Below are 21,107 nucleotides of genomic sequence, written 5' to 3' on the forward strand. Positions count from 1 at the left end.
GGAGACCGGCTTTACCGGGATCTATGTGCACTGGGATGGATATCCCAGCAACCACCTCCCCCTCCTGCTCGCGGCTCATCAGCACCGTTTCGCCGGTGACACCGATGCCCTCGCCGCTCACCTCATCGACTCGCCCGCCGTCGGGTGGAACTCGCTCGGGGAAGACCTCCTCGACGGCGCACCCGACGAAGTCCGCCAGCACATCGGCGGCCCGCACGGCGGCCCCGGGCCGAGCTCGACCATCGACAACATGTTCACCCCCGACGGCAGCCCCGCAGAGCGGATGACGTGCAACGAGGCCGCGGCCGGTCAGGGGTGGCTGCAGTGGGCCTACGTCCTGCACCCGCACGGCATCGAGGTCCTCCCGCTCTCGGGGACCGTCACCGGATCCGTCGTCGCGTGGGACCAGGACCCTATGGCCGTCTTCCCCGATGACGTCCGCGCCTGGCTCCCAGGACGGCGCACACCGCCGACGACCACCGTGCGCAAGCCGGCTCCCGCCAGCACCGCTCCCGTCAAATCCGTACGACGGTGACACGCGATAGCGGCAACGGATCCTCCCAAGCCACCGCCAGGGACGAAGCACAACCGGAGGCCAATCCGCCGCCGGGGCCTGCAGACCTTCGCCGACAGGCCCGCTTGGAAGCCGGACCGTACCTCGCCGGCCTGGAGCTCCCGGATCCGGGCCGCGCGGTCCGGGCCTGGGCTGAGCAGGTCGCGCACGCCCCCTCCGCGGAGGCACTCCACCTCCTTGTGGAAGGCACCACCGGAGCGGACGGTGCACTGCTCGGCCTGCGCGACCTTCTTCGAGACGCCTCTACGTGGTGCCAGGAACACGAAGAGCCAGCCCTCGCCCGGCGCTACGCGCACACCAGCGATCTCTTCGATGTCGCAGACCGGCTGCTCTACCAGCTGGGCGTCGACCTCCTCGCTGCCGCACGCAAGGCCCGCACCACCTTCTAGCCGTCCCACGCGGCGCCATCGGTCCGCGAGCAGGCGTCGACTCCCCACGATGAAAGGCCCTTTGAGCCCTTGGAATCTCCGCACCTGCACCTCGGCTGGCATCCCGAGTACGGCTTCGTCGCCGCGTCCACCCCGCGTCTGACCGACCATCTACGCGACTGGGCCCTCGAACGTGTCCAGTTCGAACCCGTCCCCGGCACCAACCTGCACCGCCTCACCGAGCCTGGTCAGGACGGCCAGCGCCGGGCACGTCAGGCCGTGACCGCGATCCGCAGCCTGGGCCTGGTTGTCCAGGCGGACTTCACCCTCGATCCGGAGCTCAGCGCCGAACCGCCGCGGCCCACCCTGCGCCACGGGCTCGCCGAGCGCCAAGCCCGCATCGCCGGCGCAGCGACGGCCCGGTCGCCTCAGCGCGCGGGATCCCTCACCAGCACCGTGGCCCAGACTCTCCGGCCGGCACCCGTCGCCGCACCGACAGGCACCGCCACCGGCACGGCACGAAGTCGATAGCACCGGAAGCTCTGGGCCCGCCTGGCCTTCGCCCAACGCCCCACCGCTTTGCTGCTATCACCGATAGGAGATCCGCCTTGCCCGAAACACCAGCAGAGCCGTTCATGCCAATCCGGCACGCCATCACCGGCGAGATCACCACCACCGGCTACAACGCCGCTGCCCGGCGGATCCTGCTCCAGGACGGCTTCGAGGAGGCGCCCGGCTGCGCCTGCCGAGCAACGGAGTCCGGTACAGAGCGGGCGCACGGTCCCGCTGGGCAGCCCGCGAGCTGCTCGTCGCCGGGCATCCCCTGCACCTGGACCGAGCCCCCGGTCGACCGGTGAGCTCCGCCGGAACGCCCCGGTTGGCCCGGTCGCCAAGGTCGACACAGTCCGTGATCCGCCCCCAGAGCGACCGGCCTCTCCAGCGCATCCCCAACCCCGACCGCACGCCCACCTGTTGAAAGGAGCCCGCCTTGACCACGCCCGGAACGCCTACGAGTCCAGCGCGCACCAAGGGCGGCGAACTACGGGCCAAGGTGGCCCGGCTGCTGGCCGACCGGCCTGCGGACAAGCTCACCGTCGGGGACATGGCCAGGCAGCTGGGCCACTCCCACGGCGCCGTCCGTAATGCCGCCCTCACCCTGGTGCGGCGAGGCGAGGCCGACCAAAGCGGCACCGGGCAACCGGAGTTCCGCGCGAACGCGACGACCGCCGCCGCCGCGCAAGCCGCTGTGATCAGCCCACCGGGGACCCATGCTCTGCGCGCCCCGGCGGCCACGGCCCGCACGACCACTCCCGCGGCGGCCACGCCCAGGCGGACCGGCCCGATCCGCCGCGCAGGGGGCCAGCTCTACCACCCCCGGAAACTGGCCGATCTGCCCGACGTCGAGGCGCTGAACCGCCTACGGGACGCCGACGTGCCGGTGCTGCTCTACGGGCCTCCGGGCACCGGCAAGACGTCGCTAGTGGAGGCGGCGTTCCCGGACCTGCTCACCGTCGCCGGCGACGGCGACACCACGGTCGGAGACCTGATCGGCGAGTACACACAAGCCGACGGCGGCGGCTACGTCTTCCAGTACGGTCCACTGGTCACCGCGATGACCGAGGGCCGCGCCCTGCTGATCGACGATGCCACCTTGATCTCGCCGAAGGTCCTGGCCGCGCTGTATCCCGCGATGGACGGGCGCAGGCAGATCCAGGTCAAGGCCCACAACGGCGAGACCATCAAGGCCGAGCCGGGCTTCTACGTGGTGGCGGGCCACAACCCCGGCGTCCACGGGGCCGTGCTGACGGAGGCGCTGTCGTCCCGGTTCAGCGTGCAGATCCAGATCGGCACGGACTACGACCTCGCCCTGGCGCTGAAGATCGACGCCCGGGTGGTCCGCGTCGCCCGACACCTCGCCCGCCAAGTCGAACTCGGCGAGCTGGGCTGGGCCCCCCAACTGCGGGAACTGCTCAGCTACCAGAAGACCGAGGCCGTCCTCGGCACCAACCCCGCGCTCGCGAACCTGGTCGGCATCGCTCCTCTGGAGGATCGCGACGCCGTCGCCGACGCCGTCATCAAGACCGTCGGCGTCACGAAGATCGCGCCCCTCACCCTCGGCAAGCAGCTCCCCGCCTCGGCCCTCCGGCAGCCCCCGAGCAGCCCTGTCTCCGCACCCCGGGGCCGCTCGCGATGAGCGCCCACCACCACGTCCAGTACCCCGCCACCAGGCCGGAGGACGACGCCGACCTCGCGCGATGGGACGACGACGGCGCCCCACCCGCGCAACCCCGCACCTCCCCGGACGCGTGGCTGCGCGTGGGAGCCGAACTCGGCGACCGGCTGGTCGCCCTCTCCGGCCGCCAAGACCTCCTCGTCACCTGCCGCCCCGGCACGCGCAGCGGCGCGCCCGCCGCGTTCTTCCCCACGCTGGGCGAGGTCGAGTTCGACGCCGGCCTGTTCGCCCCGCTCCGGCCACACGAGATCCATCCGCGGATCGTGGGCGACGAGGAGCGCTATCCCGCCGCCTGGGGAGTATTCGTCCACGAGGCCGCGCACGCGGCCCACTCCGTCTGGACACCGCCCGCCGGAGCGGACCCCCGTGTCGTCGAGGCCGCACTCCTGCTGGAGGAGAGCCGCGCCGAAGGCGCGCACCTGACCAGGCGGCCCACCGACCGCACGTACCTGCGCACCAGCGCCCGGACACTGGTCATGCCCGACATCGCCCACCCCACCCTCCAGGGCATCGAGCACGCCGCCTCCGTGGCGGCCCTGATCCTCGGCCGCCGTGACGTCGGCATCCTGGACGCCGGCGAGACCCGGGCCGTCGCCGATCTGTGCGGAAAGGTTTTGGGCGCAGACCTGCTGGCCACGCTCACCCGCATCTGGACCGCAGCGCACCAGTGCGCCGACGACGATGCCACGACCATGCTCGCGCACGCCCAGGAATGGTGCGACGCGCTCGCCACCGCGGCCCCCGCCCTGCCCGTGCCGGAGAACCTCACCGATCTGCTGTCCGGCGCCGTGGGAGTCGTCATGGACAGCACAGCCGCCACCGACGCCGCCGACCTCGCGGAACAGGCCGCAGCGGCCAGCGCCATGGCCGCGAAGTCCCAGGCGCAGTCCCAGGACCGCGCCCAGCGGGCCGGCCAGAGGCGCCGGGCCGCCGCCACCGCCAAGTCGGTCTTCAACGCCCGCGGCACCGTCAGCCCCGACGGCACACCAGCGCCCCGCCGCAACCCGGTCACCGGCACCCGCAGGCCGACGGCCGCCGAGCAGAGTGCCGCCTCGCGCCTGAGCCGCGCCTTGCGTGCCGCCGCCTACCGCGAGCGGACCGAGGAACGGATCACCAGCCCCACCCCGCCCGGCCGCCTCAACATGCGCGCGGCCCTCGCCCGCGACGCCCAGCTTGCGGCCGGATCGGTCCCCACCGCGGAACCGTTCACCCACACCCGCCGCCGGAACACCCCCACCCCGCCACTGCGGGTGGGAATCGCGGTGGACGTCTCCGGCTCCATGAGTGCCGCCTGCGCGCCCGTCGCGTCCGCCGCCTGGATCGTGGCACGCGCAGCAGCCCTGACCGACCCCGACTCCCTCACCGCCACCATCGCCTACGACAGGCACCTGACCGCACTGACCCGCCCCACCCACCGGGCACCAGAGCGCGTGACGACGTTCAATGCCAACGGCGGCGCCCACAACCTCGGCGACGCCATCGACGCACTCGACCACGGCCTCACACTCAGCCTCCCCGGCGCCGGCCGCCTCCTCGTCATCGTCACCGACGCCCAGTACGGCAGCGACGAAACCGCTCAAGCCGTCACCCGCGTCAAGCACCTCACGACCGCCGGCTGCGCCGTACTCCAGCTCACCCTCACCCCGAATTCCCGACACCTGCCGGGAACCACCCTGCTGCACCTGCCCAAGCCCTCCAGCGCTCCCGCCGCCATCGCCAAGGCGGCTACGGACGCCATCCGCAGGACACGCTGAGACGACGCAGAAGGCGGAAGCGTCCCCACGACCACCGCCAAGCATTCGAGACCACCTCTGTCCGCCGCATGAATCGTGCACCTGATGCTCGGCCCTCCGTAATGACGCAGGCCACCACCCCAACCACCAACGAAGGGAACTCGATTTGAAGTCCCAGACCAGCAGCCCGACCTCGAACGTAACGCCCATCAAACGGAATTCCCCGGGGGTTGCGACCCGTTGGAATATCGATCACCCCTGCGGCCACCAGGTCGAGCACGATCTCTCAAACCGCCCGGCCGACAAACGCGCCGGTCTCGCCCGATGGCTTGGCACCAAGGACTGCACAGCCTGCTGGAAGGCCGCTCGCGACGGCGACGCCGAGAGCCGCGAAGCCTGGCTCGCCGGGAAGCGCGCCGAGGAGCAAGCAGCCGCCGCCGAGTGGGCGGCCAAGTTCGCGATGCCCCCGCTGGAAGGACCCGAGCGGGCTCTGGCGTGGGGTGAGCGCAGCCGACATCAGCTGGTCACCGCTGCGTACGAGTGTCTGGTGGCCGAAGGGTCCTGGGGCGAATCCGAGTGGGCCACGCTGGAGGAAGCCGTCCGCGGCCTCCGCCGGGCAGGCTGGTGGATCGACCAGCGCGACGCCGAGGGGAGCGACCTCCCCGAGCTCGTCGAAGCCGCCTCCGACACCGACCGCGGCAACGAGAACCCCCACCTGTAGCCGCTTCTATCGCACATTCCGCGAATTCGATAATCCGGGATTCTCCGCACCATTGAAGTAATCCCCACCGCCGCCCCGGCACCCATTCGCGGAAGGACCCGTCCATGCCCGAAGCTGTTCCCCGCCCGCCCTACGCCACGCCCCAGGACGCGCTCACTCCCAACCGGGACATCACCCACGGCCACTTCGCCCCCGGAGACCGAGTCGTCATCATCCACGGCGTGGCGGGGGACAGCCTGTACGGCGACGCCGTCACCGTCGTGGCCCCGTCCTGGCACACCCCCACCGATGAGGACGGCTGGCGGCTGCGCAACCCGCTCGGCGGCCAGCACACCTTCGTCACCGGCCACCCGCGCTACCTCATCCACCTGGACCGGCACTGCCCGGACTGCCTGATCCACATGCGGGCTCTGGAGGAACTCCTCCTGCCCCGCCTGTCCTCAGCAGACGAGAACACCGAGATCGACTGCGGGTGGTACAGCCTGACCGCGCTCGACCAGCTCGTCCACGTCGCCGACGCCAAGCAGGGCCGGTGATCCCCCGCGTACGGCCCCGGCTCTTTCACGTCGAGGACGTCTTCGAGGATGCCCTCGGCCGGCCGGTACTCCACGTCGACGAGCTCACCGACTTCACCGTCGTGGCCCACGGGCCGGCCTTCACCCAGCGGCCGGTGCTGGAGGAGAACGCCCGCATGTGGAGTGCCGAGGAATGGGTCGAGCACCTCGAAGAACCCTTCCACGAGCACCCCTTCACCACCAGCCCGGGGGGTGACCGGCACGCTGTCCTGCATCTGGAGGTCCGGCTCCACCCGCTTGATCACCCACAGCATCCAGCTGCGTGGGAGCAGATCGCCGAGCGGCTGGCCCAGGCCTCGGGAATCACCGCTCCCGCAGACACCCCAGGATCCCGCTGGGTGGCCTTCCTCGGAGAATCGGGAACCCTGCACATCGTCGCCAACCTCATCCGCGCCGACGGATCGTGGACCGACGTGCCGCACACCCTCGCGCGGACCCTCCTCGCCGAGGCACGGCACCTCGAACGCGACCTCGGCCTCCACACCCCTGCGACGGACAGCGCGCCTTACGAGCCACCCGTCCACCTCGGAGGAGACACCGACCAGCTGCTCGCAGAGCTGGCCGATCCCGACCGGGGGCTGCTGGCCAGAGCCACCCGAGTCAGCGCCCGCACCTCCGAGGCCCTGTCCTATCGCTTCGGGCACACCAACGACATCAGCACTCGGATCGCGGCCGTCGTCGCCCACCTGCGAGCACTGAACGCCGAGGTCACCACCATCGCCACCCTGGCCGGCCCTTCATGGACCCGTCCGCCCCAACCGCACATGCCCCGCCTACCGCCCGCTCCCACCCCGTCGAGCATTCCCGGCCCGCGGGGACGCTGACCCATCTGGAGCCACCCATAGCCCTGTCCGACCGCGTCGTACACATATCCCGCGATCCACACTCCACCGAAGTCATCGCCCGCGGCGGGGACGAGGAAGCCGAAGCGATCCTGCAGCGCGCGAGGTTCATCAATGTGGCCCGCGCCCATGACCGCTATCACCGTCTGCCGTACGGCCTCGACGCCGACGAACAGCTGCACCTCTCCCAACGAACGGTCGCCCTGCTGAAGGCCGCCGGGTACGCCGTGCAGCACGATCCCGACTTCGCCTCACACCAGGTGGCGTTCCACGACCTGACGCTCGGCGGACAGGTCGCGAACCTCGCTCAGAGAATCCGGGACGCCGAGCACAGCGAGGACGCCACAGCCGCCCTGACCGAACTGGTGGCTCCCGCAGACGGTGTCCTGCCAGCCACGGTCGAGGTCCTCGAAGCAGCGGCCGAATTCTTCGCCGGCCTCGGCGCAGACGCCGACCCTCATCACGCCGCACGGATCCGCAGCCTCTCGGAGAAGATCGCGGTGGTCACCACCGAGATCCCCGCGTATCGCAACACTCTCGCTGACCGGCACACCGCGCACCCGCTCCGTCCGGCCTGCATCGGAGTCGAGAGCACCGAGCGTGAAGCCTCCGTCGTCTGCTCCTGTCCACCGCCTTCTCCCCCGGCTCCCGCAGTACGACGCGGGCGCTGAACTCCTCCACCACGCACAAGGTTCCCCATGCCCTCGCCCCGCCAGCGCGATGACCTCGCCGCCTTCGCCGTCTCCCTCGCCGCCCGCCTCCCAGGCCCGACCTGGACCAGCACGTACACCCGCCACGCCAAATATTCCGATCAGATCCCGACGACTAACTCGCTGTGGGACATCGGCGCCATCGGATACGCGGCCTCCAACTTCGTCCTCGGCCACCAGGCGGTCCTCAGCCGGGCCGACGGAGCCCGCCTACTGGTCTTCGACCGGCCCATGCGGCCCCGCCAGTTCATGATCGGCGCCCTGGAACCGGATGCCGCTCCGGACGCCTTTCATAAGGTCCTGGAGCCCAACGGCATCACCGTCCCCGCAGAAGCGGCCCGCGCGGCCTCACAGGTCAGCCGCCGACTTCTGCCCCGGTACGAGGCAGCCCTGCAGCAGGTCAGGCGAAACACCGGCCACCCCGTCCCCCGCCGTCCGGCGCCGCCCCTGCTCACCGGGCGGGTCAGCATGGCTTGGTATCCCGACGGAGCCGTGGGCGCGGTATCAGGAGCGGAGGGCGCCGCCGACGTGCTGTACGGGTGCGGCTTCCAGTTCCATCCGTACGACCGGATGTTCGTGCTGCCGGCCGCGTACGGCGACCGTGAGCAGATCACCCGCATCCACCTCGCCTCGCAGCGCCTGAACCGTCTGGGCATCGGCGTCGTCGTCCGTCCCCTGCTTACCTCCAACCCCGCGCGGCCAGCCGCCCTCGGCCCCGGCGCCCCAGTCCGGAGCCGGTGACCTCACCCCACAGGCCCGCCCCGAGAGAGGACAGCCCCTCTGAACCACGCTGACGAATTCGGCACCGACGTCGAGATTTACCGGCACCACAGCGACAAGGCCATCTACGCGGACACCCGCACCGGCGCCCCCGAGCGCCTGCTGAAGCTGCTTGACGATCGGGGCTTCGAACGGAACGTCATGCCGCCGCTTTACGTGTGGCACGTGCTTCCCACATCCCTCAGCCCTGAAGAGGAACGCCAGCACGCGACCCGTGCCATGGTCGCCGGCACCGGAGCCGGATACCGGGTCGGCATCGCCCCCGAGCTCTTCGACGAGGCGGCCTACGTGGAAGCCATGGCCGCCCGGCGCGGGCCCGTGCCGCACCCGCCACGGGGCATCCCCGCGCCGGGCAGTGCCGCCCGCCGGCGTTCCTGACCTCGCTGGAGATCTGATCACCTCACCGCCCGAACCTCTTCGACTTCCTCCCGTCTCTATCCGGCGCAGACCCCGGCTCGCTTTCTTCCTTCTCCGCCGCTATCTGCGGGTCCATACGTTCGGCAGCGACCGCCGTCCGGTCCCCCGGATGGTGGGGCCTGCCTGTGGCACAACGGGCGAGGCCCGCTGACGCTCCCCGCGGCGTGACCCCGGGCACCGCCGCAGACACCCCGACTCCTGAAAGGAGGTCGTTTGTTCAACGTCACCGCGCAGGACCTCAACGACGTCCGTATCACCCTCGCTGCCCTGGCTGTGCAACTGGACGCGGGGACGACCGCCGAGGATGCCGCAGCTCTGTTGAAGCCTGTCTTCGAGATTGACGACGGGCTGCTCTACCAGGTCAGTAACATCCTGGGCTCGGTCAGCCGGCTGGCCAAGCGACATGCCGACGTCGGCGTCGAAGACGCAGACCTCTGGCGCGACCTCGCCCACTCCCGCGACGCCGTATTCCGTCAGGCCGAGAACCTCCTCGGCACCGACGCCGAGATCGCCCAGTGGCCGTCCCTGGCCCCCGTTCCGGCCCCGGTCTCATCCCCCTTGCCGCCCGCCCCGCCGCTGACTCTGCCTGGGAGGACCCGATGAGTCGGCAGTGGAAGGGCTGGGGGCCGGGAGGCGAACTCCCTGAGCACCACTACCTGATCGAGCCCCGCCACCTCGCCGGCGGCGGCGACATGCAACACGTCACCGAGTACCTCCGTGCCAGCGGGTGGGCCGACAGAACACCCCGCGCCGGCACCCCCATCGTCTTCGACAGCCCGGACAAGTCCGTCCGCCTGGGGTACAACACCGCAGCTGTGCCGCCGGGCTGGACGGTCTCCGGCCGCACCACCCCGGACGAGCCCGCCTGGCACGTGACCCTCACCGCGCACGTTCCCGTCGAGATCATCGCCGGGCTCACCGACGCACTGACCCAAACTCGCCCGGCTCACGCCCCGAACGTGTGGGCGCCGCTGGAGGAGCAGAACTGGGCGACCGCCCGCGGGAAGCACTTCACCGCAACCAGCCCTGACGGTGACGCCTGGGTCCAGTTCCACCAGAGCCCTGCGGGCGGGGCGCACTGGTGGGCCGGGGCCCGAACCGAACACGGACGCACTTGGGACGCGGTTTTCTCCCAGAACACTCCGATGCACCTCGTCCAGGGCTTCGCCACCGCCTTGGCCGACCCCCAGCCCGTGATGCGGCCACGAGGGCACGTACCGGCCACCGACAGGATCCGCACCACCTCGGTTTCCGTCCTTCCCTCCCAACTCGCCGCCTGGAAACAGGCCCGCGTCACCGCAGCCCGCACGGCGACCTGGGCCAAGAACACATGGGCGGCCCGACAGCCTCGCAAGCCCGCACCGCGCTCTCACACCGCCAGGAACGGCGCCGCAGCCGGCCGCCACTAGCCCACCTACCTACTGGACGCCCATGACCGACAGCACCACCGAACTCACACCCGACCAGCTCCAGGAGGCCGCGAACACGCTCTTGAAGCTCACTGCCCACCTGCGATCGGGCCCCGCCCCCGAACAGGCCCTGGACCTGGCGGCCGTTCTGCTCGACGAGGACAACGGACTCCTCGCCCGGCTGGCCGAGGCACTCCGCGCAACGTCCCGCTACCTGGTCCAGCAGTCTCCGGTCCCCTGGGAACCGCAGGTCGAGCACACCATCCAGTGGCTCATCCTCGCGGCCAACGACATCCAGGACTGGACGATCCTTCACTTCGACGTCAGCCGGCTGCGCGAGGCACCGTTCCGGAGCCCGAGCAGCGTGTGAACGAGGACCTGAAGGCCTTCGCGGAAGACCAGAACAGCAAGCTCCACTGCGAGATCAGCCCCCGGCACCTGGCCGGCGCCGGGGATCCCCGGCATGCCACGCACGTCCTGCGCGCGGCCGGCTGGAAGCACTCCGGCGACCGCGGTCTTCCGCATGTGCGGCTGACCAGCCCAGATCGCTCGCTGAGCCTGTCCATCGAGCCGAGCGCGGCCTCCTTCCCTCCATGGTGGCGGCTGGGCACACACCCGTTCACGCCCGGCTACTGGACCGCACGATTCGACGGGAACACCCCCGTCGAAATCATCGCGGGCCTGACCGACTCCCTCACCCGCCCAGCGCCCGAGCAGCAGTCACCAGATGCTTGGGAGACCCTCGCCGCCGCAGGCTGGAACGTCATCAGCAACGAACCGCACCGGGGTGAGGCTGACGCCCCGCACCCAGGACTGAGGATCAGGCAGAGGGGCCTCGGCTCCCCTGACGACGGCCGCTTCTGGTGGAGCGTCGAGGCCACCACGGAGAACGGTGGGGGCGGCGTCGAACGCATCTGGTCCGCCTCACTCGATCGCAGCACCCCGCCGCGGGCACTCGAAGGGTTCCTCGCCGAGCTCGTCAACCCAGCTCCCGTCCTGCGCGGTTCCCACGACAACACCAGGCACTACCTGGCAGTTGAAGGCGAGCCCTTCGCGGCAGGAGCGCAGATCGTCGCCGCCCACGAGGTCCGGGTGGCGGCAGCCAAAGCAGCGGGGCGCGCCCTGGCCCGCGGACCGGAGCGCCTGCCGAGTGCAGTGCACCCGCCCGTCCGAGCAACGACATCCACCCCGTCCGGCCGGACCCGGTAGCCCGTAGGGCGGGGCGCACCGCCTCCGTCCTACGGCCCCAGCTCCCTACCCACGCTCGAAGGACCCCTCGCCCCTTGGCACTGTCCCCAGCAGATCTCCACCGACTGCGCCTTCAGCAGCTCGCCGTGTACGTACGCGACAGCCGCGCCCTTCTCCCCTCGCCGCAGCACGATGCTCACGCAGAGGAGCCCGTCGCCGACAGCCCGTCGGTACAGGCGGCCACCTGGCGGGCCTTCCGGAAGATCTCCTACAGCGCCGGGCAGATCCTCACCGTCGCCGAGATCCAGGCCACCCGGCTCCCTCCGCAGGCTCTACCCGACTCCTGGGCCGCCACCTGCGCGGGCCTGCGCGAAGCGGCCCGCCACCTGGATGAACTCCAGGCCCAGTGGCTGGTGGACCGCGAAGAGATCCTCTCCCGCGACACCGACACGCGAGCCGAGTACGAAGCGCGCCTCCAGCACCGCAACCACGCCGCCTGGCCTCACCTGGCCCGCTGGACCCGCGACGCAGAAACGATCCTCCAGCTCGACGTTCTCGCACGCGGCCTCACCACCCGCACAGTCCGCACCCCCGAGCCGCCCCCTCTGCCCCGCCGCCGAGCCGCACCGCCGCACCGGCCCTGAACCCACGTACCTAGGACGTCCGCTTGCCCCCCAACCGACCTGACTCCTCGCACGATTTCACCGACCTGGCCTTCAAGGTGCTGCTCGGCGCCCTGGCCGTGGCCATCCCCTGGGCCAACCTCACCTGGCTGGGCGGCAACAGCACCACCTGGCTGACCAGCGCAGGCGCTTGGGCTCCGTACGACCCGGCCGGTGCTCTCCTCCACCCGGATCGCCTGTGGCCCACCACCGGCAGCACCGCCCTGGTAATCGGCCGGCTCATCATCCCCGGGGTCCTCCTGGTCACGATCGCCCTCGTCGCACTCAGCCTGTGGAAGAAGCGCCCCGGCGGGGGGAGGAAGAAGAAGGTCGTGGGGATGGCCAAGGCCCGGGACATCGAGCCCCTGCTGGCCAAGTCCCTGAACAGCAAGGCCCGATCACTGCGCCCCAGCCTGAAGGAGGTCAAGAACCTCGCGCCCAAGGACACCGGGATCCTCCTCGGCAACATCGCCGGGAGCCGTACCGAGGTCCGGATGAACTTCGAGGACGTGGCCGTCGCGATCATGGCACCCCGGTCGGGCAAGACGACCACGCTGGCCATCCCCATGATTCTGGCCGCCCCCGGCCCGGTCCTCCTGACCTCGAACAAGGCCGCCGGCGACGCCTACACCTGTTGCCTCGACGCCCGCGGCGCGGTGGGCAGAACCTGGTCGATGGACCCGCAGCAGATCGCCCACGCGGAGCGGACCATGTGGTGGAACCCGCTCGCCGACGCCGACAGCCTTGAAGGAGCCGGCCGCCTCGCCGGCCACTTCCTGACCGCTGCCGTCGATGCCAGCCAGCAGGGCGACTTCTGGTCCAAGGCCGCCAGCAACGTACTGAGCCAGTTGTTCCTCGCGGCCGCACTCGACCAGCGCCCCATCACCGATGTCATGAGCTGGCTCGCGTTCCCCGCCGACCGCACCCCGCTCGACCTCCTGCGCGACCACGGGTTCACCGCCGTCGCCTCCCAGCTCAAGGGCACAGTGGAAGGGCCGCCGGAGACGCGGGACGGCATCTTCGAAACCAGCAGGCAGTACGCCGCCTGCCTCCTCAACGCCGACATCGCGAAGTGGGTCACCCCGCAGAAGGACGCCGACGAGTTCAAACCCCGCGACTTCGTCACCAGCACCGACACCCTCTTCCTTCTCAGCAAGGACGGCGGCGGCGGCGCGTCAGCCCTCATCGCGGCCTGCGCGGACTCCGTCATGCGCACCGCGACAGCCCAGGCCGAGCGCGCCGGTGGGCGCCTTGACCCGCCCATGATCTGCGTCCTCGACGAGGCCGCGAACGTGTGCAAAATTTCGGACCTGCCCGACTTGTATTCCCACCTCGGCAGCCGCGGCATCATCCCCATCACGATCCTGCAGAGCTACAGGCAGGGGCAGCGCGTCTGGGGCGACGCCGGCATGGACGCCATGTGGAGCGCCTCCACCATCAAGGTCATCGGCAGCGGCATCGACGACCCCGACTTCGCCGACAAGCTCAGCAGGATGATCGGCGACCACGACGTCGAGACCACCTCCACCTCGACCTCCGACTCCGGGAAGTCCACATCGGTCTCCATGCGGCAGGAACGGATCCTGCCGGCCGACGCCATCCGCGCCCTCCCCAAGGGATCCGGACTCCTCTTCGCCACCGGCATGCGCCCCGCGATGCTCGACATGCGCCCCTGGTACCTGGAGCCCGGCGCCGACGAACTGTCCGCCGCCTCCGCCCGGGCCTCGAAGGCCATCACCGCCCGAGCCATCGCCAAGCACACGCCCCAGCAGAGCGATTACGGCCCAGCCGCGTAGACGCCGCCACACAGACCCGTTCTCCCGAAGGAGCAGTCATCACCGACCCCATTCCCGCGGAGGCCTTTTCGCGGGTCAGCGCCTCCACCTCACCTCGGACGGACTCCAGGTTCTCCGTCGCCTCGGCCCGGCTCCGGAGCCGGGTGTTCCCGCCCGCCCCCGCCACCCGGGCCCCGCCCCTGTCCTCTGACCTAGCCTCCTCCCGGTGGCGCAAGTGCTTCCGGGAGGGGGCCCTGAGAAGGCCTCACCCTCATGCCCGACGACGCACTGTTCTCCCTGCCTGGCCTGCCCGCATCCCCCGCACCGAAGCCTCGGGGCCGTCCCGGGCCGCCACCGGCTCCACCTTCGCCTGACCCTCCGCCTCCCGCAACGCCGCTCACACCCAGCCCTGACGTGCCACCCGCACCGCAGACTCCGGTGCCGGCCGTTGCCGGTCCGCCCTCCCCGGTCTTGCGGCTACTCGCTCTCGCCGACCAATTCACCCAGCACAATGACCTGCTCGCATGCCTCCAGCCGGCGTACTCCGCCGCTCAGGGCCACCCCTCGGCGAACAGCTTGGTGGGCGCCTGCCGGGAAGCCGTCCAGGCCATCGTCGACCAACCCATGTACACGGGCGTGGACCTGACCGAAGCAACGGTCCGGATCAAGCAACTGACCGCTCTGACCGGAGAGGCGGTCCGGCACCTCGCCGATGCCAAGGAACTCCTCGCCGCCGCTCCTCAGCCATCAGACACGCCTAACAAGAGCGGGGACATCGCACATCGGATCCAGTTGGCCCGCGAACTGACGCTTCTGGCGCCGGTCGCAGCCGTGGAGTCCGCGAGCACCCTCGCCACGGAGATCCAACGCCGCCGGCCCGGGACGGCCACCGAGGCCGACGCGCTGGCCCCTGCTCAGCGGGCCGCCCTGCACGCCACGGCCCGAGGACACGTCGTCATCGCCCGGCACCAGGGACGCGAGGCCGTCCACAGCCGCAGCAACTCCGTGCACATCGACACCCTGCGCGCTCTCGAACAGGCCGGGCTCGTCGCCGTCGAGCCCGGGTCCGCACCGCCCGCCTTCGGCGCCGGCCCCCCGCGCGACCGGGTCCGCCTCACCCTCACCGGAGCGATGGCCCTGACGGCCGCCCTCGGCAGCAGCCCCCGCATCCAGGCCCTCACAGCCCCAACAGCACGTCCCGCCCACACCACCACCGCCGTGCCGGCAAGGCGCCGCTGAACACCGCACTCCTGCCGGACGCCCCCACAGTCTCCACCCATCTTGCGCCCTTGATCTTCGGCGCCCGCACCTCCCTGGATCCCCCTCTCTTGGAAAACCCCCGATACCGAGTGCTCTCCCTGGGCGCCGGAGTACAGTCTTCCAGCCTCCTCGCGCTTTCCGCCGAAGGAATTCTCCCGAAAGTTGACTTCGCGGTCTTCGCAGACACCGGCTGGGAACCCCGGGCCGTTTATGACCATCTCGACCGCCTGGAACGGGAGATAGCCCGCCCTGCCGGGATACCAATCCTCCGCGTCTCCTCCGGGAACATCCGAAACGACGCCCTGAACCCAAATCACCGATTCGCGTCAATGCCGCTCTACATTCTCAACGAAGACGGCCGGCCCGGAATGACCAGACGTCAATGCACTGGCGAATACAAGATAAAGCCGATTAAACGACAGATCCGCGACCTGCTCGGATACCCGCATCCTCTGCGCGTCCCGAAGGGGCTCTTCGTCGAGCAGTGGGTCGGTATTTCCACGGATGAGTTTCATCGCGCCAAGGACTCCGACGTCAAATACATGCGCAACCGGCACCCCCTGATCGCCGATCTGGACTGGTCGCGCGCCGACTGCACACGCTATCTGTCCAACATTGGATTGGCGGACACACCTAAGTCGAGCTGCCTTGGTTGCCCATTTCACGGAAATGCGCAATGGCGGAGTATCCGGGACGCATCCCCAGCCGAATGGGATGATGTTGTCGCCTTCGACGAGGCTATCCGTAAAGGCAACGCGCGGGCGAATGCTTCGGGTAATCCGCTCCTGGGGCAGGCTTTCCTCCACCGCTCCCGCGTTCCGCTCGGCGTGGCACCGATCGACCACGTCACCCGCTCGGAGCGGGCCGCCGCCGATCTCGACGAGCTCGAAAACGGCGTGGTCAACGGCTGCTCGCCCTGGGCCTGCCGCGGCGAAGAAGAGGGCGCCGACCAGGACGACTTCGGGCTGACCGCGTGAAGGACCTCGTCCTGGACCTCTTCGCCGGCCCCGGCGGCTGGAGCCACGCGCTGGGTGTGCTCGGCGTCCGCGATGTCGGCCTGGAATGGGACGAGTGGGCCTGCAAGACCAGGGCCGCGGCAGGGCAGTTGACGATCCGCACGGACGTGGCGATGTACCCGGTGTGGCCGTTCACGGGCCGCGTCCGAGGGCTCATCGCCTCGCCGCCCTGTCAGGCCTGGTCCATGGCCGGCAAGCGTCTGGGCCTGGTGGACCAGCCGCTGGTCCACCAGGCCGTCGCCGACCTCGCCGCAGGCCGAGACACCCGGGCGCAGCTGCTGACCGCGTGCAAGGACCCTCGGAGCCTGCTGGCCGCGGAGCCGATGCGCTACCTCCGCGCACTGCACTCGGTGGGCGAACCGGAGTGGGTCCTCATGGAGGAGGTCCCCGACGTCCTGCCGTTGTGGAAGCAGTACGCCGCGATCCTGCGAGGCTGGGGCTTCTCGGTCTGGACCGGGCTCCTCAACGCGGCGGACTACGGGGTGCCGCAGACGAGGAGGCGGGCGATCCTGATCGCCTCCCGGGCCCGCGTGGCCGAACCGCCGGCACCGACGCACGCCCAGAGTGCCGAGGCCGAGTCGTTCTTCGGCCCGGGCCGCGAGCGGTGGGTGTCCATGGCAGAGGCGCTCGGCTGGGGTGCCACTGATCGCCCCGTCCCGACGGTCTGCGCAGGCGGCGGGCCCGGCGGAGGGCCGGAACCTTTCCCGTCTGGAGCCCGCAAGACCCTGACCGACGCCCGTGACCGCGGCACATGGAAGTCCCCCGCTTCGCCTCCCACGACCAGGCGGACCCGAAGGCGTCCGTCCCGCTCCGACGCACTAGCCTGCACCTGCGGCCGGCATCCCTGGGCCTGGTCGCTGCGGAACTCCAACCAGGCCAACGCAACCATCCGCGGCATTGACGAGCCGGCCGGGACTCTGTTCTTCGGGCACCGGGCGAACGAGTGCGTGTGGGTCGCCGAGCCCGCAGGAACGGCGTCGGGCGTGGTGGCTGCTGCACCCGAGCCCATCCGGATCACCGCCGCTGAGGCAGGGGCACTGCAGACCTTCCCCGCGGGCTATCCGTGGGCGGGCACGAAGGGTGCGCAGTTCAGCCAGATCGGGAACGCTGTCCCGCCGCTGCTGGCCGGCCATCTCCTTGCGCCGCATCTCGGTAAGACCCTGCCCCGCTCCGACTTCATCCTGGCCGCCTGATGCCCAACTCGCCAACCTCCGAGCCAGACTTCGGCCTGGCGGACATCCCGCCGAACCCACCTGTCTATTTCGCCGAGCAGGCCCTTCTCGGCGGCCTTCTCCTCGACCCGCACCGGATCAAGACGATCGGGCTGCTCGGCCCGGATCATTTCGCCTCCGCTATCCATCGGGCGATCTTCGCGGCGATGGCCGCGCTCCCCGCACCCTCTGCGGACCTCCACGCCAAGGAGCCGGTGTGGATCACAGCAGTCCTCGCCCACGCCCGCCCTCACGCGCGGGGGCTGACCCCCAGCTACCTTCACGCCCTGGCCGGGGCCTGTCCCGACCCGGCTCACACCCCCGCATACGCGCGGATGGTGCGCTCCGACCATGCTCGGCGGACCGTCCTCGTGCACGCCGGCCTCCTCGTTCAGGCGGCCACCGACCGGGGCCTGCCGGACCCGGCCACCGTGGTACTGAGCCGGGCAGACGCACTCGCCACGCTGCTCGATCAGCTGGCCGGCTCCTTCCCCTCCCACCCCGGCTCCCTGCCGCGTACGGCACCGCCGACACTTCCTGGCCTCCGGGTGAGGCCCGAGGTCGCCGACGAGGAGCAGCTGTTGCTGTCGACGGCCACCACGTACCCGGAGGCTCTGGCGTCCATGCGGTGGCTGCGCCCGGAGGACTTCACCACCGCGCTGTACGGCTGCCTGTACCGGTGCCTGACGTCCCTGGCCAGCCGGGGCGAGCCGGTCGACAAGGTGACCGTGCTCTGGGAGGCGCAACAGAACGGTCTGCTCACTTCCACGTTCGGACCGCAGGAGGCTCTGGAACTGCTGGACAGCCCGGCGGGAGCGCCTGAGCACTGGGGCGAGCAGATCCTGCGGCGTGCCCTCCTGCGCCACGCGCACCTCGCCGGCCTGCACGTCCAGGCCTTCGCTCAGGACCCGACGAACACGCCACACCAGGTGATCACCGGCAGCCGCCGGGCGCTCTCCCACCTCGCTGGGGTCCGGGCCCGCTGGCAGCACGCCACGCACCAGCCGGCCTCCCCACGCCCACCTGTCCCCGCCTCCCGGGCCGGTCCCTCCCCACAGCGGACCCGCACCCCAGCCGCCTCACCGCGGCCTTCCCGATGAGCCCACCCCACCCGGGTCCGGCCAGCCGCCCGCTGGCCGGACCCGAGAAGCGAGCCGCATGCCCTCCCGTACCGACCTCCCCGACGTTCGCCTCGCCCTCCACCCCGACCACAGCAGCGCCGTGGTCGCCACCCTCACCGCCCCCGAGCGCTACCTCGCCCGCTCCGTGCTCGCCGAGTACGGCTTCCGGGCGACCGGCGACTCGACCATGGTCCTGGCCCGAATCGACCACGATGAACCCCACCACGCCGACAAGGCCGCCTCGGCCCTCCGGGAAGGCGGCGTAATAGTCGAGGTCAGCGCCGCGCTCCAGGAGGAGATTGAGACGGAATGGACCTACGGCAACGCCCCAACGCACTGGCAGTGGCTGACCCCCGAAGAGATCCGCGAGCACACCGGGGAAGCCCAGCGGATCCACGACGACATCGCCGCCGGCCGCCTCACCATCCACCTCCATGCCCATGACGGCTGGACCACCGTCGCCGTCGGCACCTACGCCGGGGGCAAGAGCGTCCATCTCCACGGCGAGGGCCACCTCCGCACGGAGGAGACGGACTACACCTCCGAAGCCGAGGCCGTAGCCGACTTCCACCGCCGCCACACCGTTGCCGTCCGCCCCGGACCGGCCCCTCTCACCGGCATCGAGCGTGACGCCTTGGCCGTCCTGGGCACGGCTCCGTCCTCCCCCACGCCGTCGGCAGCACCATTGGGCCTCGCAACCGAGGAGGTGTCCCAGTTGGTGCCCGTGTACGCCAACGGTCCCGGCGACCACGAAGCCCTCCTGAAAGACTTCTTCGCCGCCAACGGAGAATGGGAAAGATGGCGGCCACACGACGAGACCACCATCGCCAGCCACGAGTCCCTCACCCTGCGCGTCGAGTTCCTCCACGAGGCCAGGCACGGCGACAGCGCCTGGACGATCGCCGCCTACGAGTCACCCGTCGGCGAACGCCTCTGGCACGCCACCGCCACCCCGGCCACGCCCGCCGAGGTCATGCGCGCCCTCCTCAAGAGCGTCAGCACCGAGGACTCCTGGGGTCGGGGATCCGGTAGCCCCGTCAAGGAGGAAGACCTCGCCCACGCGTCCCGCCCCCTGGGCGACGCGGGCTGGCCCTTGAAGGTCGGATCCCGGCTGATCGAGTGGACGGCACCCACGGCCGACGCGGCAGGCCTGCGCTTCGACACCCTCATCAAGCATGGAGACGTCGTGCCGGCCTGGACGATCTGGGGCGGCAACACGGCCGACAGCCCCTCATGGTCCATCCACCTCTCCGCGTACGCCCCCACAGGCCTCATCCAGGGCGTGAGCTTCGAACTCGCTCACGGCTACAGCCAACGGCCGTCTCCAGTCCCGGTCACCGGCAAGGTCCCCCGCTCGGCCCACCAGCCGATCGCAGCCCCACCGCCGGCCGTAGCCCACCGCCCTACCGCTCGACGCTAAGTGAGCCCACACCCGTATGAGTCTTGGCTGACCAAGATCGCACTGCCCGGCTTTGTTCGCGATTTCCAGGAAACACGTGGACGGACAGCAAACCGAGAGGCAGTCTGATCAACGTCAGATCTGAGATCCCGGAGACCACATGGGCGCACCCCCCAAGCTGACCGCACGTGAAGCGTTCGACCTCAATCTCGAAGACGCTGAGATTCTGGTGGACCTCGCAAAGACCCTCGTCAACAACCGGCAGCGCAGGATGCGACGCGAGAAGCGCGAGCGCCTGGGCGATGCGCTCTCCCTGCCGCAGAAGCACTGGGACGAGCTGGAGTGCTTGGAGAACGACAGGGTTTTCGTGACCTTCAAGCCAGGCCATGCCTCTCTACGAGAGAAGCTCCAGGAACCGAACCTCCGGCCTCTGCTCAGGCAGGCCCTCGTGGCCGCCTGTGCGGCCATAGAGACCTTCTGCGCAGACCGCGTCATGGAACGCTACAGCGCCGCCATCTCCTCGAATCCACCGCCCGGGGGCCTGCTTGAACTCTCCATGACAGTCGGGGACTACCTCGCAATCGAGGAGAAGTACGAGAAGCGTGGCTGGGGGCTTCGGCAGGTCGTTGAGCTGGAGGTCCGAATGCGTGCCAGTCCCGCACCTGCCCAGATCGGTCAGCTGATTAGTCTCGTGGGCGAGAAGAAGCTCATGACCCGAGTCGATAAGCGGCGCAAGGTCGCTGTCAACGAATCGACAACCGAGCTGGACCGGATCGTGGCTCGCCGCAACCTGATCGCCCACACCGGTGACCGCCTTGGGCGTGGGCGCGCGACGATCACCGTAGCCGAGGTCGAAGCAGACCTGGCAGTGATCGTTTCGATCATTGATGCCCTCGATCACGAGACCAAGCCCACCTGACCATAGAGGGATGCGGCCGCCGACTTACCCGCTTCGGTGAGGCCGACGGCCGCCTCTTGCTGATCTCATGAGGAGGCCCCTTGCAGCGGTGGACCCATGAATTCCGAACTTTCGATCCATGTTTCATGGAAGGCCCCCCTGTCCGCACTGCGGAGGGCCGACCTCGCTGCCTGAACCACAACTCGACGCCGCTG

Annotated in this window: 24 protein-coding genes; all 24 read left to right on the forward strand. The window is 70.2% G+C overall.

The features are described 5' to 3' along the window. Positions 1 to 25: 25 nt before the first annotated feature. Positions 26 to 535, forward strand: a complete 510-nt coding sequence (locus ACWCP2_RS09775) for a hypothetical protein (protein WP_450908049.1) — start codon at positions 26 to 28, stop codon at positions 533 to 535. Between the two features lie 104 nt (positions 536 to 639). After that, positions 640 to 963: a hypothetical protein gene (locus ACWCP2_RS09780; protein ID WP_450908050.1), complete on the forward strand. Its 324-nt coding sequence runs from the start codon at positions 640 to 642 to the stop codon at positions 961 to 963. Positions 964 to 1,032: 69 nt separating this feature from the next. After that, the gene (locus ACWCP2_RS09785) at positions 1,033 to 1,473 is read left to right on the forward strand and encodes a hypothetical protein (protein WP_450908051.1); all 441 of its coding nucleotides are present in this window, start codon (positions 1,033 to 1,035) and stop codon (positions 1,471 to 1,473) included. 104 nt (positions 1,474 to 1,577) lie between these two features. Next, positions 1,578 to 1,799, forward strand: a complete 222-nt coding sequence (locus ACWCP2_RS09790; RefSeq protein ID WP_351384524.1) for a hypothetical protein — start codon at positions 1,578 to 1,580, stop codon at positions 1,797 to 1,799. A gap of 194 nt (positions 1,800 to 1,993) precedes the next feature. After that, positions 1,994 to 3,136, forward strand: a complete 1,143-nt coding sequence (locus tag ACWCP2_RS09795) for an AAA family ATPase (protein WP_450908189.1) — start codon at positions 1,994 to 1,996, stop codon at positions 3,134 to 3,136. After that, on the forward strand, positions 3,133 to 4,929 hold the full coding sequence (locus tag ACWCP2_RS09800; protein WP_450908052.1) for a hypothetical protein: 1,797 nt from the start codon (positions 3,133 to 3,135) through the stop codon (positions 4,927 to 4,929). Before ACWCP2_RS09795 ends, ACWCP2_RS09800 begins: the two co-directional genes overlap by 4 nt. A 226-nt stretch (positions 4,930 to 5,155) precedes the next feature. Continuing rightward, the gene (locus ACWCP2_RS09805) at positions 5,156 to 5,629 is read left to right on the forward strand and encodes a hypothetical protein (RefSeq protein WP_450908190.1); all 474 of its coding nucleotides are present in this window, start codon (positions 5,156 to 5,158) and stop codon (positions 5,627 to 5,629) included. 104 nt (positions 5,630 to 5,733) lie between these two features. Beyond that, positions 5,734 to 6,165: a hypothetical protein gene (locus ACWCP2_RS09810; RefSeq protein ID WP_450908053.1), complete on the forward strand. Its 432-nt coding sequence runs from the start codon at positions 5,734 to 5,736 to the stop codon at positions 6,163 to 6,165. Continuing rightward, positions 6,162 to 7,028, forward strand: coding sequence for a hypothetical protein (locus tag ACWCP2_RS09815; protein ID WP_450908054.1), 867 nt, complete (start codon positions 6,162 to 6,164; stop codon positions 7,026 to 7,028). Before ACWCP2_RS09810 ends, ACWCP2_RS09815 begins: the two co-directional genes overlap by 4 nt. 134 nt (positions 7,029 to 7,162) lie before the next feature. Beyond that, positions 7,163 to 7,717 (forward strand): hypothetical protein, encoded by a 555-nt coding sequence (locus ACWCP2_RS09820; protein ID WP_450908055.1) that lies wholly within the window; start codon positions 7,163 to 7,165, stop codon positions 7,715 to 7,717. Between the two features lie 27 nt (positions 7,718 to 7,744). Next, positions 7,745 to 8,497: a hypothetical protein gene (locus ACWCP2_RS09825; protein WP_450908056.1), complete on the forward strand. Its 753-nt coding sequence runs from the start codon at positions 7,745 to 7,747 to the stop codon at positions 8,495 to 8,497. A 204-nt stretch (positions 8,498 to 8,701) separates the two neighbouring features. Further along, complete coding sequence (locus tag ACWCP2_RS09830; RefSeq protein ID WP_450908057.1) at positions 8,702 to 8,914, forward strand: hypothetical protein; 213 nt, start codon at positions 8,702 to 8,704, stop codon at positions 8,912 to 8,914. Positions 8,915 to 9,166: 252 nt separating this feature from the next. Further along, the gene (locus tag ACWCP2_RS09835) at positions 9,167 to 9,556 is read left to right on the forward strand and encodes a hypothetical protein (RefSeq protein WP_450908058.1); all 390 of its coding nucleotides are present in this window, start codon (positions 9,167 to 9,169) and stop codon (positions 9,554 to 9,556) included. Then, the gene (locus ACWCP2_RS09840; protein ID WP_450908059.1) at positions 9,553 to 10,362 is read left to right on the forward strand and encodes a DUF317 domain-containing protein; all 810 of its coding nucleotides are present in this window, start codon (positions 9,553 to 9,555) and stop codon (positions 10,360 to 10,362) included. The genes ACWCP2_RS09835 and ACWCP2_RS09840 overlap by 4 nt, the downstream gene beginning before the upstream one ends. A 22-nt stretch (positions 10,363 to 10,384) precedes the next feature. Next, entirely contained in the window at positions 10,385 to 10,732 is a 348-nt protein-coding gene (locus tag ACWCP2_RS09845; RefSeq protein ID WP_450908060.1) for a hypothetical protein, read from the forward strand. Then, complete coding sequence (locus ACWCP2_RS09850; protein WP_450908061.1) at positions 10,729 to 11,571, forward strand: DUF317 domain-containing protein; 843 nt, start codon at positions 10,729 to 10,731, stop codon at positions 11,569 to 11,571. Before ACWCP2_RS09845 ends, ACWCP2_RS09850 begins: the two co-directional genes overlap by 4 nt. Positions 11,572 to 11,645: 74 nt before the next feature. Next, positions 11,646 to 12,194: a hypothetical protein gene (locus ACWCP2_RS09855; protein WP_450908062.1), complete on the forward strand. Its 549-nt coding sequence runs from the start codon at positions 11,646 to 11,648 to the stop codon at positions 12,192 to 12,194. Positions 12,195 to 12,217: 23 nt separating this feature from the next. Further along, on the forward strand, positions 12,218 to 14,008 hold the full coding sequence (locus tag ACWCP2_RS09860; RefSeq protein ID WP_450908063.1) for a type IV secretory system conjugative DNA transfer family protein: 1,791 nt from the start codon (positions 12,218 to 12,220) through the stop codon (positions 14,006 to 14,008). Positions 14,009 to 14,458: 450 nt separating this feature from the next. Then, positions 14,459 to 15,226: a hypothetical protein gene (locus tag ACWCP2_RS09865; protein ID WP_450908064.1), complete on the forward strand. Its 768-nt coding sequence runs from the start codon at positions 14,459 to 14,461 to the stop codon at positions 15,224 to 15,226. 110 nt (positions 15,227 to 15,336) lie between these two features. Then, a complete protein-coding gene (locus ACWCP2_RS09870) occupies positions 15,337 to 16,224 on the forward strand; it encodes a hypothetical protein (protein WP_450908191.1) in 888 nt (295 codons plus the stop codon). Then, the gene (locus ACWCP2_RS09875; protein WP_450908065.1) at positions 16,221 to 17,456 is read left to right on the forward strand and encodes a DNA cytosine methyltransferase; all 1,236 of its coding nucleotides are present in this window, start codon (positions 16,221 to 16,223) and stop codon (positions 17,454 to 17,456) included. Before ACWCP2_RS09870 ends, ACWCP2_RS09875 begins: the two co-directional genes overlap by 4 nt. After that, positions 17,456 to 18,574 carry a DnaB-like helicase N-terminal domain-containing protein gene (locus ACWCP2_RS09880; RefSeq protein WP_450908066.1) on the forward strand — a complete coding sequence of 373 codons (1,119 nt, stop codon included), beginning with the start codon at positions 17,456 to 17,458 and terminating at the stop codon, positions 18,572 to 18,574. The genes ACWCP2_RS09875 and ACWCP2_RS09880 overlap by 1 nt, the downstream gene beginning before the upstream one ends. 58 nt (positions 18,575 to 18,632) lie before the next feature. Beyond that, complete coding sequence (locus tag ACWCP2_RS09885; protein ID WP_450908067.1) at positions 18,633 to 20,015, forward strand: DUF317 domain-containing protein; 1,383 nt, start codon at positions 18,633 to 18,635, stop codon at positions 20,013 to 20,015. Positions 20,016 to 20,154: 139 nt separating this feature from the next. Beyond that, positions 20,155 to 20,913 (forward strand): HEPN domain-containing protein, encoded by a 759-nt coding sequence (locus ACWCP2_RS09890; RefSeq protein WP_450908068.1) that lies wholly within the window; start codon positions 20,155 to 20,157, stop codon positions 20,911 to 20,913. The last annotated feature ends 194 nt before the right edge of the window (positions 20,914 to 21,107 follow it).

It is taken from the genome of Streptomyces sp. NPDC002104 (genome assembly GCF_053593795.1).

What these genes read in the sequence shown, in the direction of transcription:
- ACWCP2_RS09845 (WP_450908060.1), top strand. Translation starts at nt 10,385, where the DNA reads ATGACCGACAGCACCACCGAACTCACACCCGACCAGCTCCAGGAGGCC.
- ACWCP2_RS09790 (WP_351384524.1), top strand. Translation starts at nt 1,578, where the DNA reads ATGCCAATCCGGCACGCCATCACCGGCGAGATCACCACCACCGGCTAC.
- ACWCP2_RS09800 (WP_450908052.1), top strand. Translation starts at nt 3,133, where the DNA reads ATGAGCGCCCACCACCACGTCCAGTACCCCGCCACCAGGCCGGAGGAC.
- ACWCP2_RS09885 (WP_450908067.1), top strand. Translation starts at nt 18,633, where the DNA reads ATGCCCTCCCGTACCGACCTCCCCGACGTTCGCCTCGCCCTCCACCCC.
- ACWCP2_RS09890 (WP_450908068.1), top strand. Translation starts at nt 20,155, where the DNA reads ATGGGCGCACCCCCCAAGCTGACCGCACGTGAAGCGTTCGACCTCAAT.
- ACWCP2_RS09825 (WP_450908056.1), top strand. Translation starts at nt 7,745, where the DNA reads ATGCCCTCGCCCCGCCAGCGCGATGACCTCGCCGCCTTCGCCGTCTCC.
- ACWCP2_RS09840 (WP_450908059.1), top strand. Translation starts at nt 9,553, where the DNA reads ATGAGTCGGCAGTGGAAGGGCTGGGGGCCGGGAGGCGAACTCCCTGAG.
- ACWCP2_RS09810 (WP_450908053.1), top strand. Translation starts at nt 5,734, where the DNA reads ATGCCCGAAGCTGTTCCCCGCCCGCCCTACGCCACGCCCCAGGACGCG.
- ACWCP2_RS09880 (WP_450908066.1), top strand. Translation starts at nt 17,456, where the DNA reads ATGCCCAACTCGCCAACCTCCGAGCCAGACTTCGGCCTGGCGGACATC.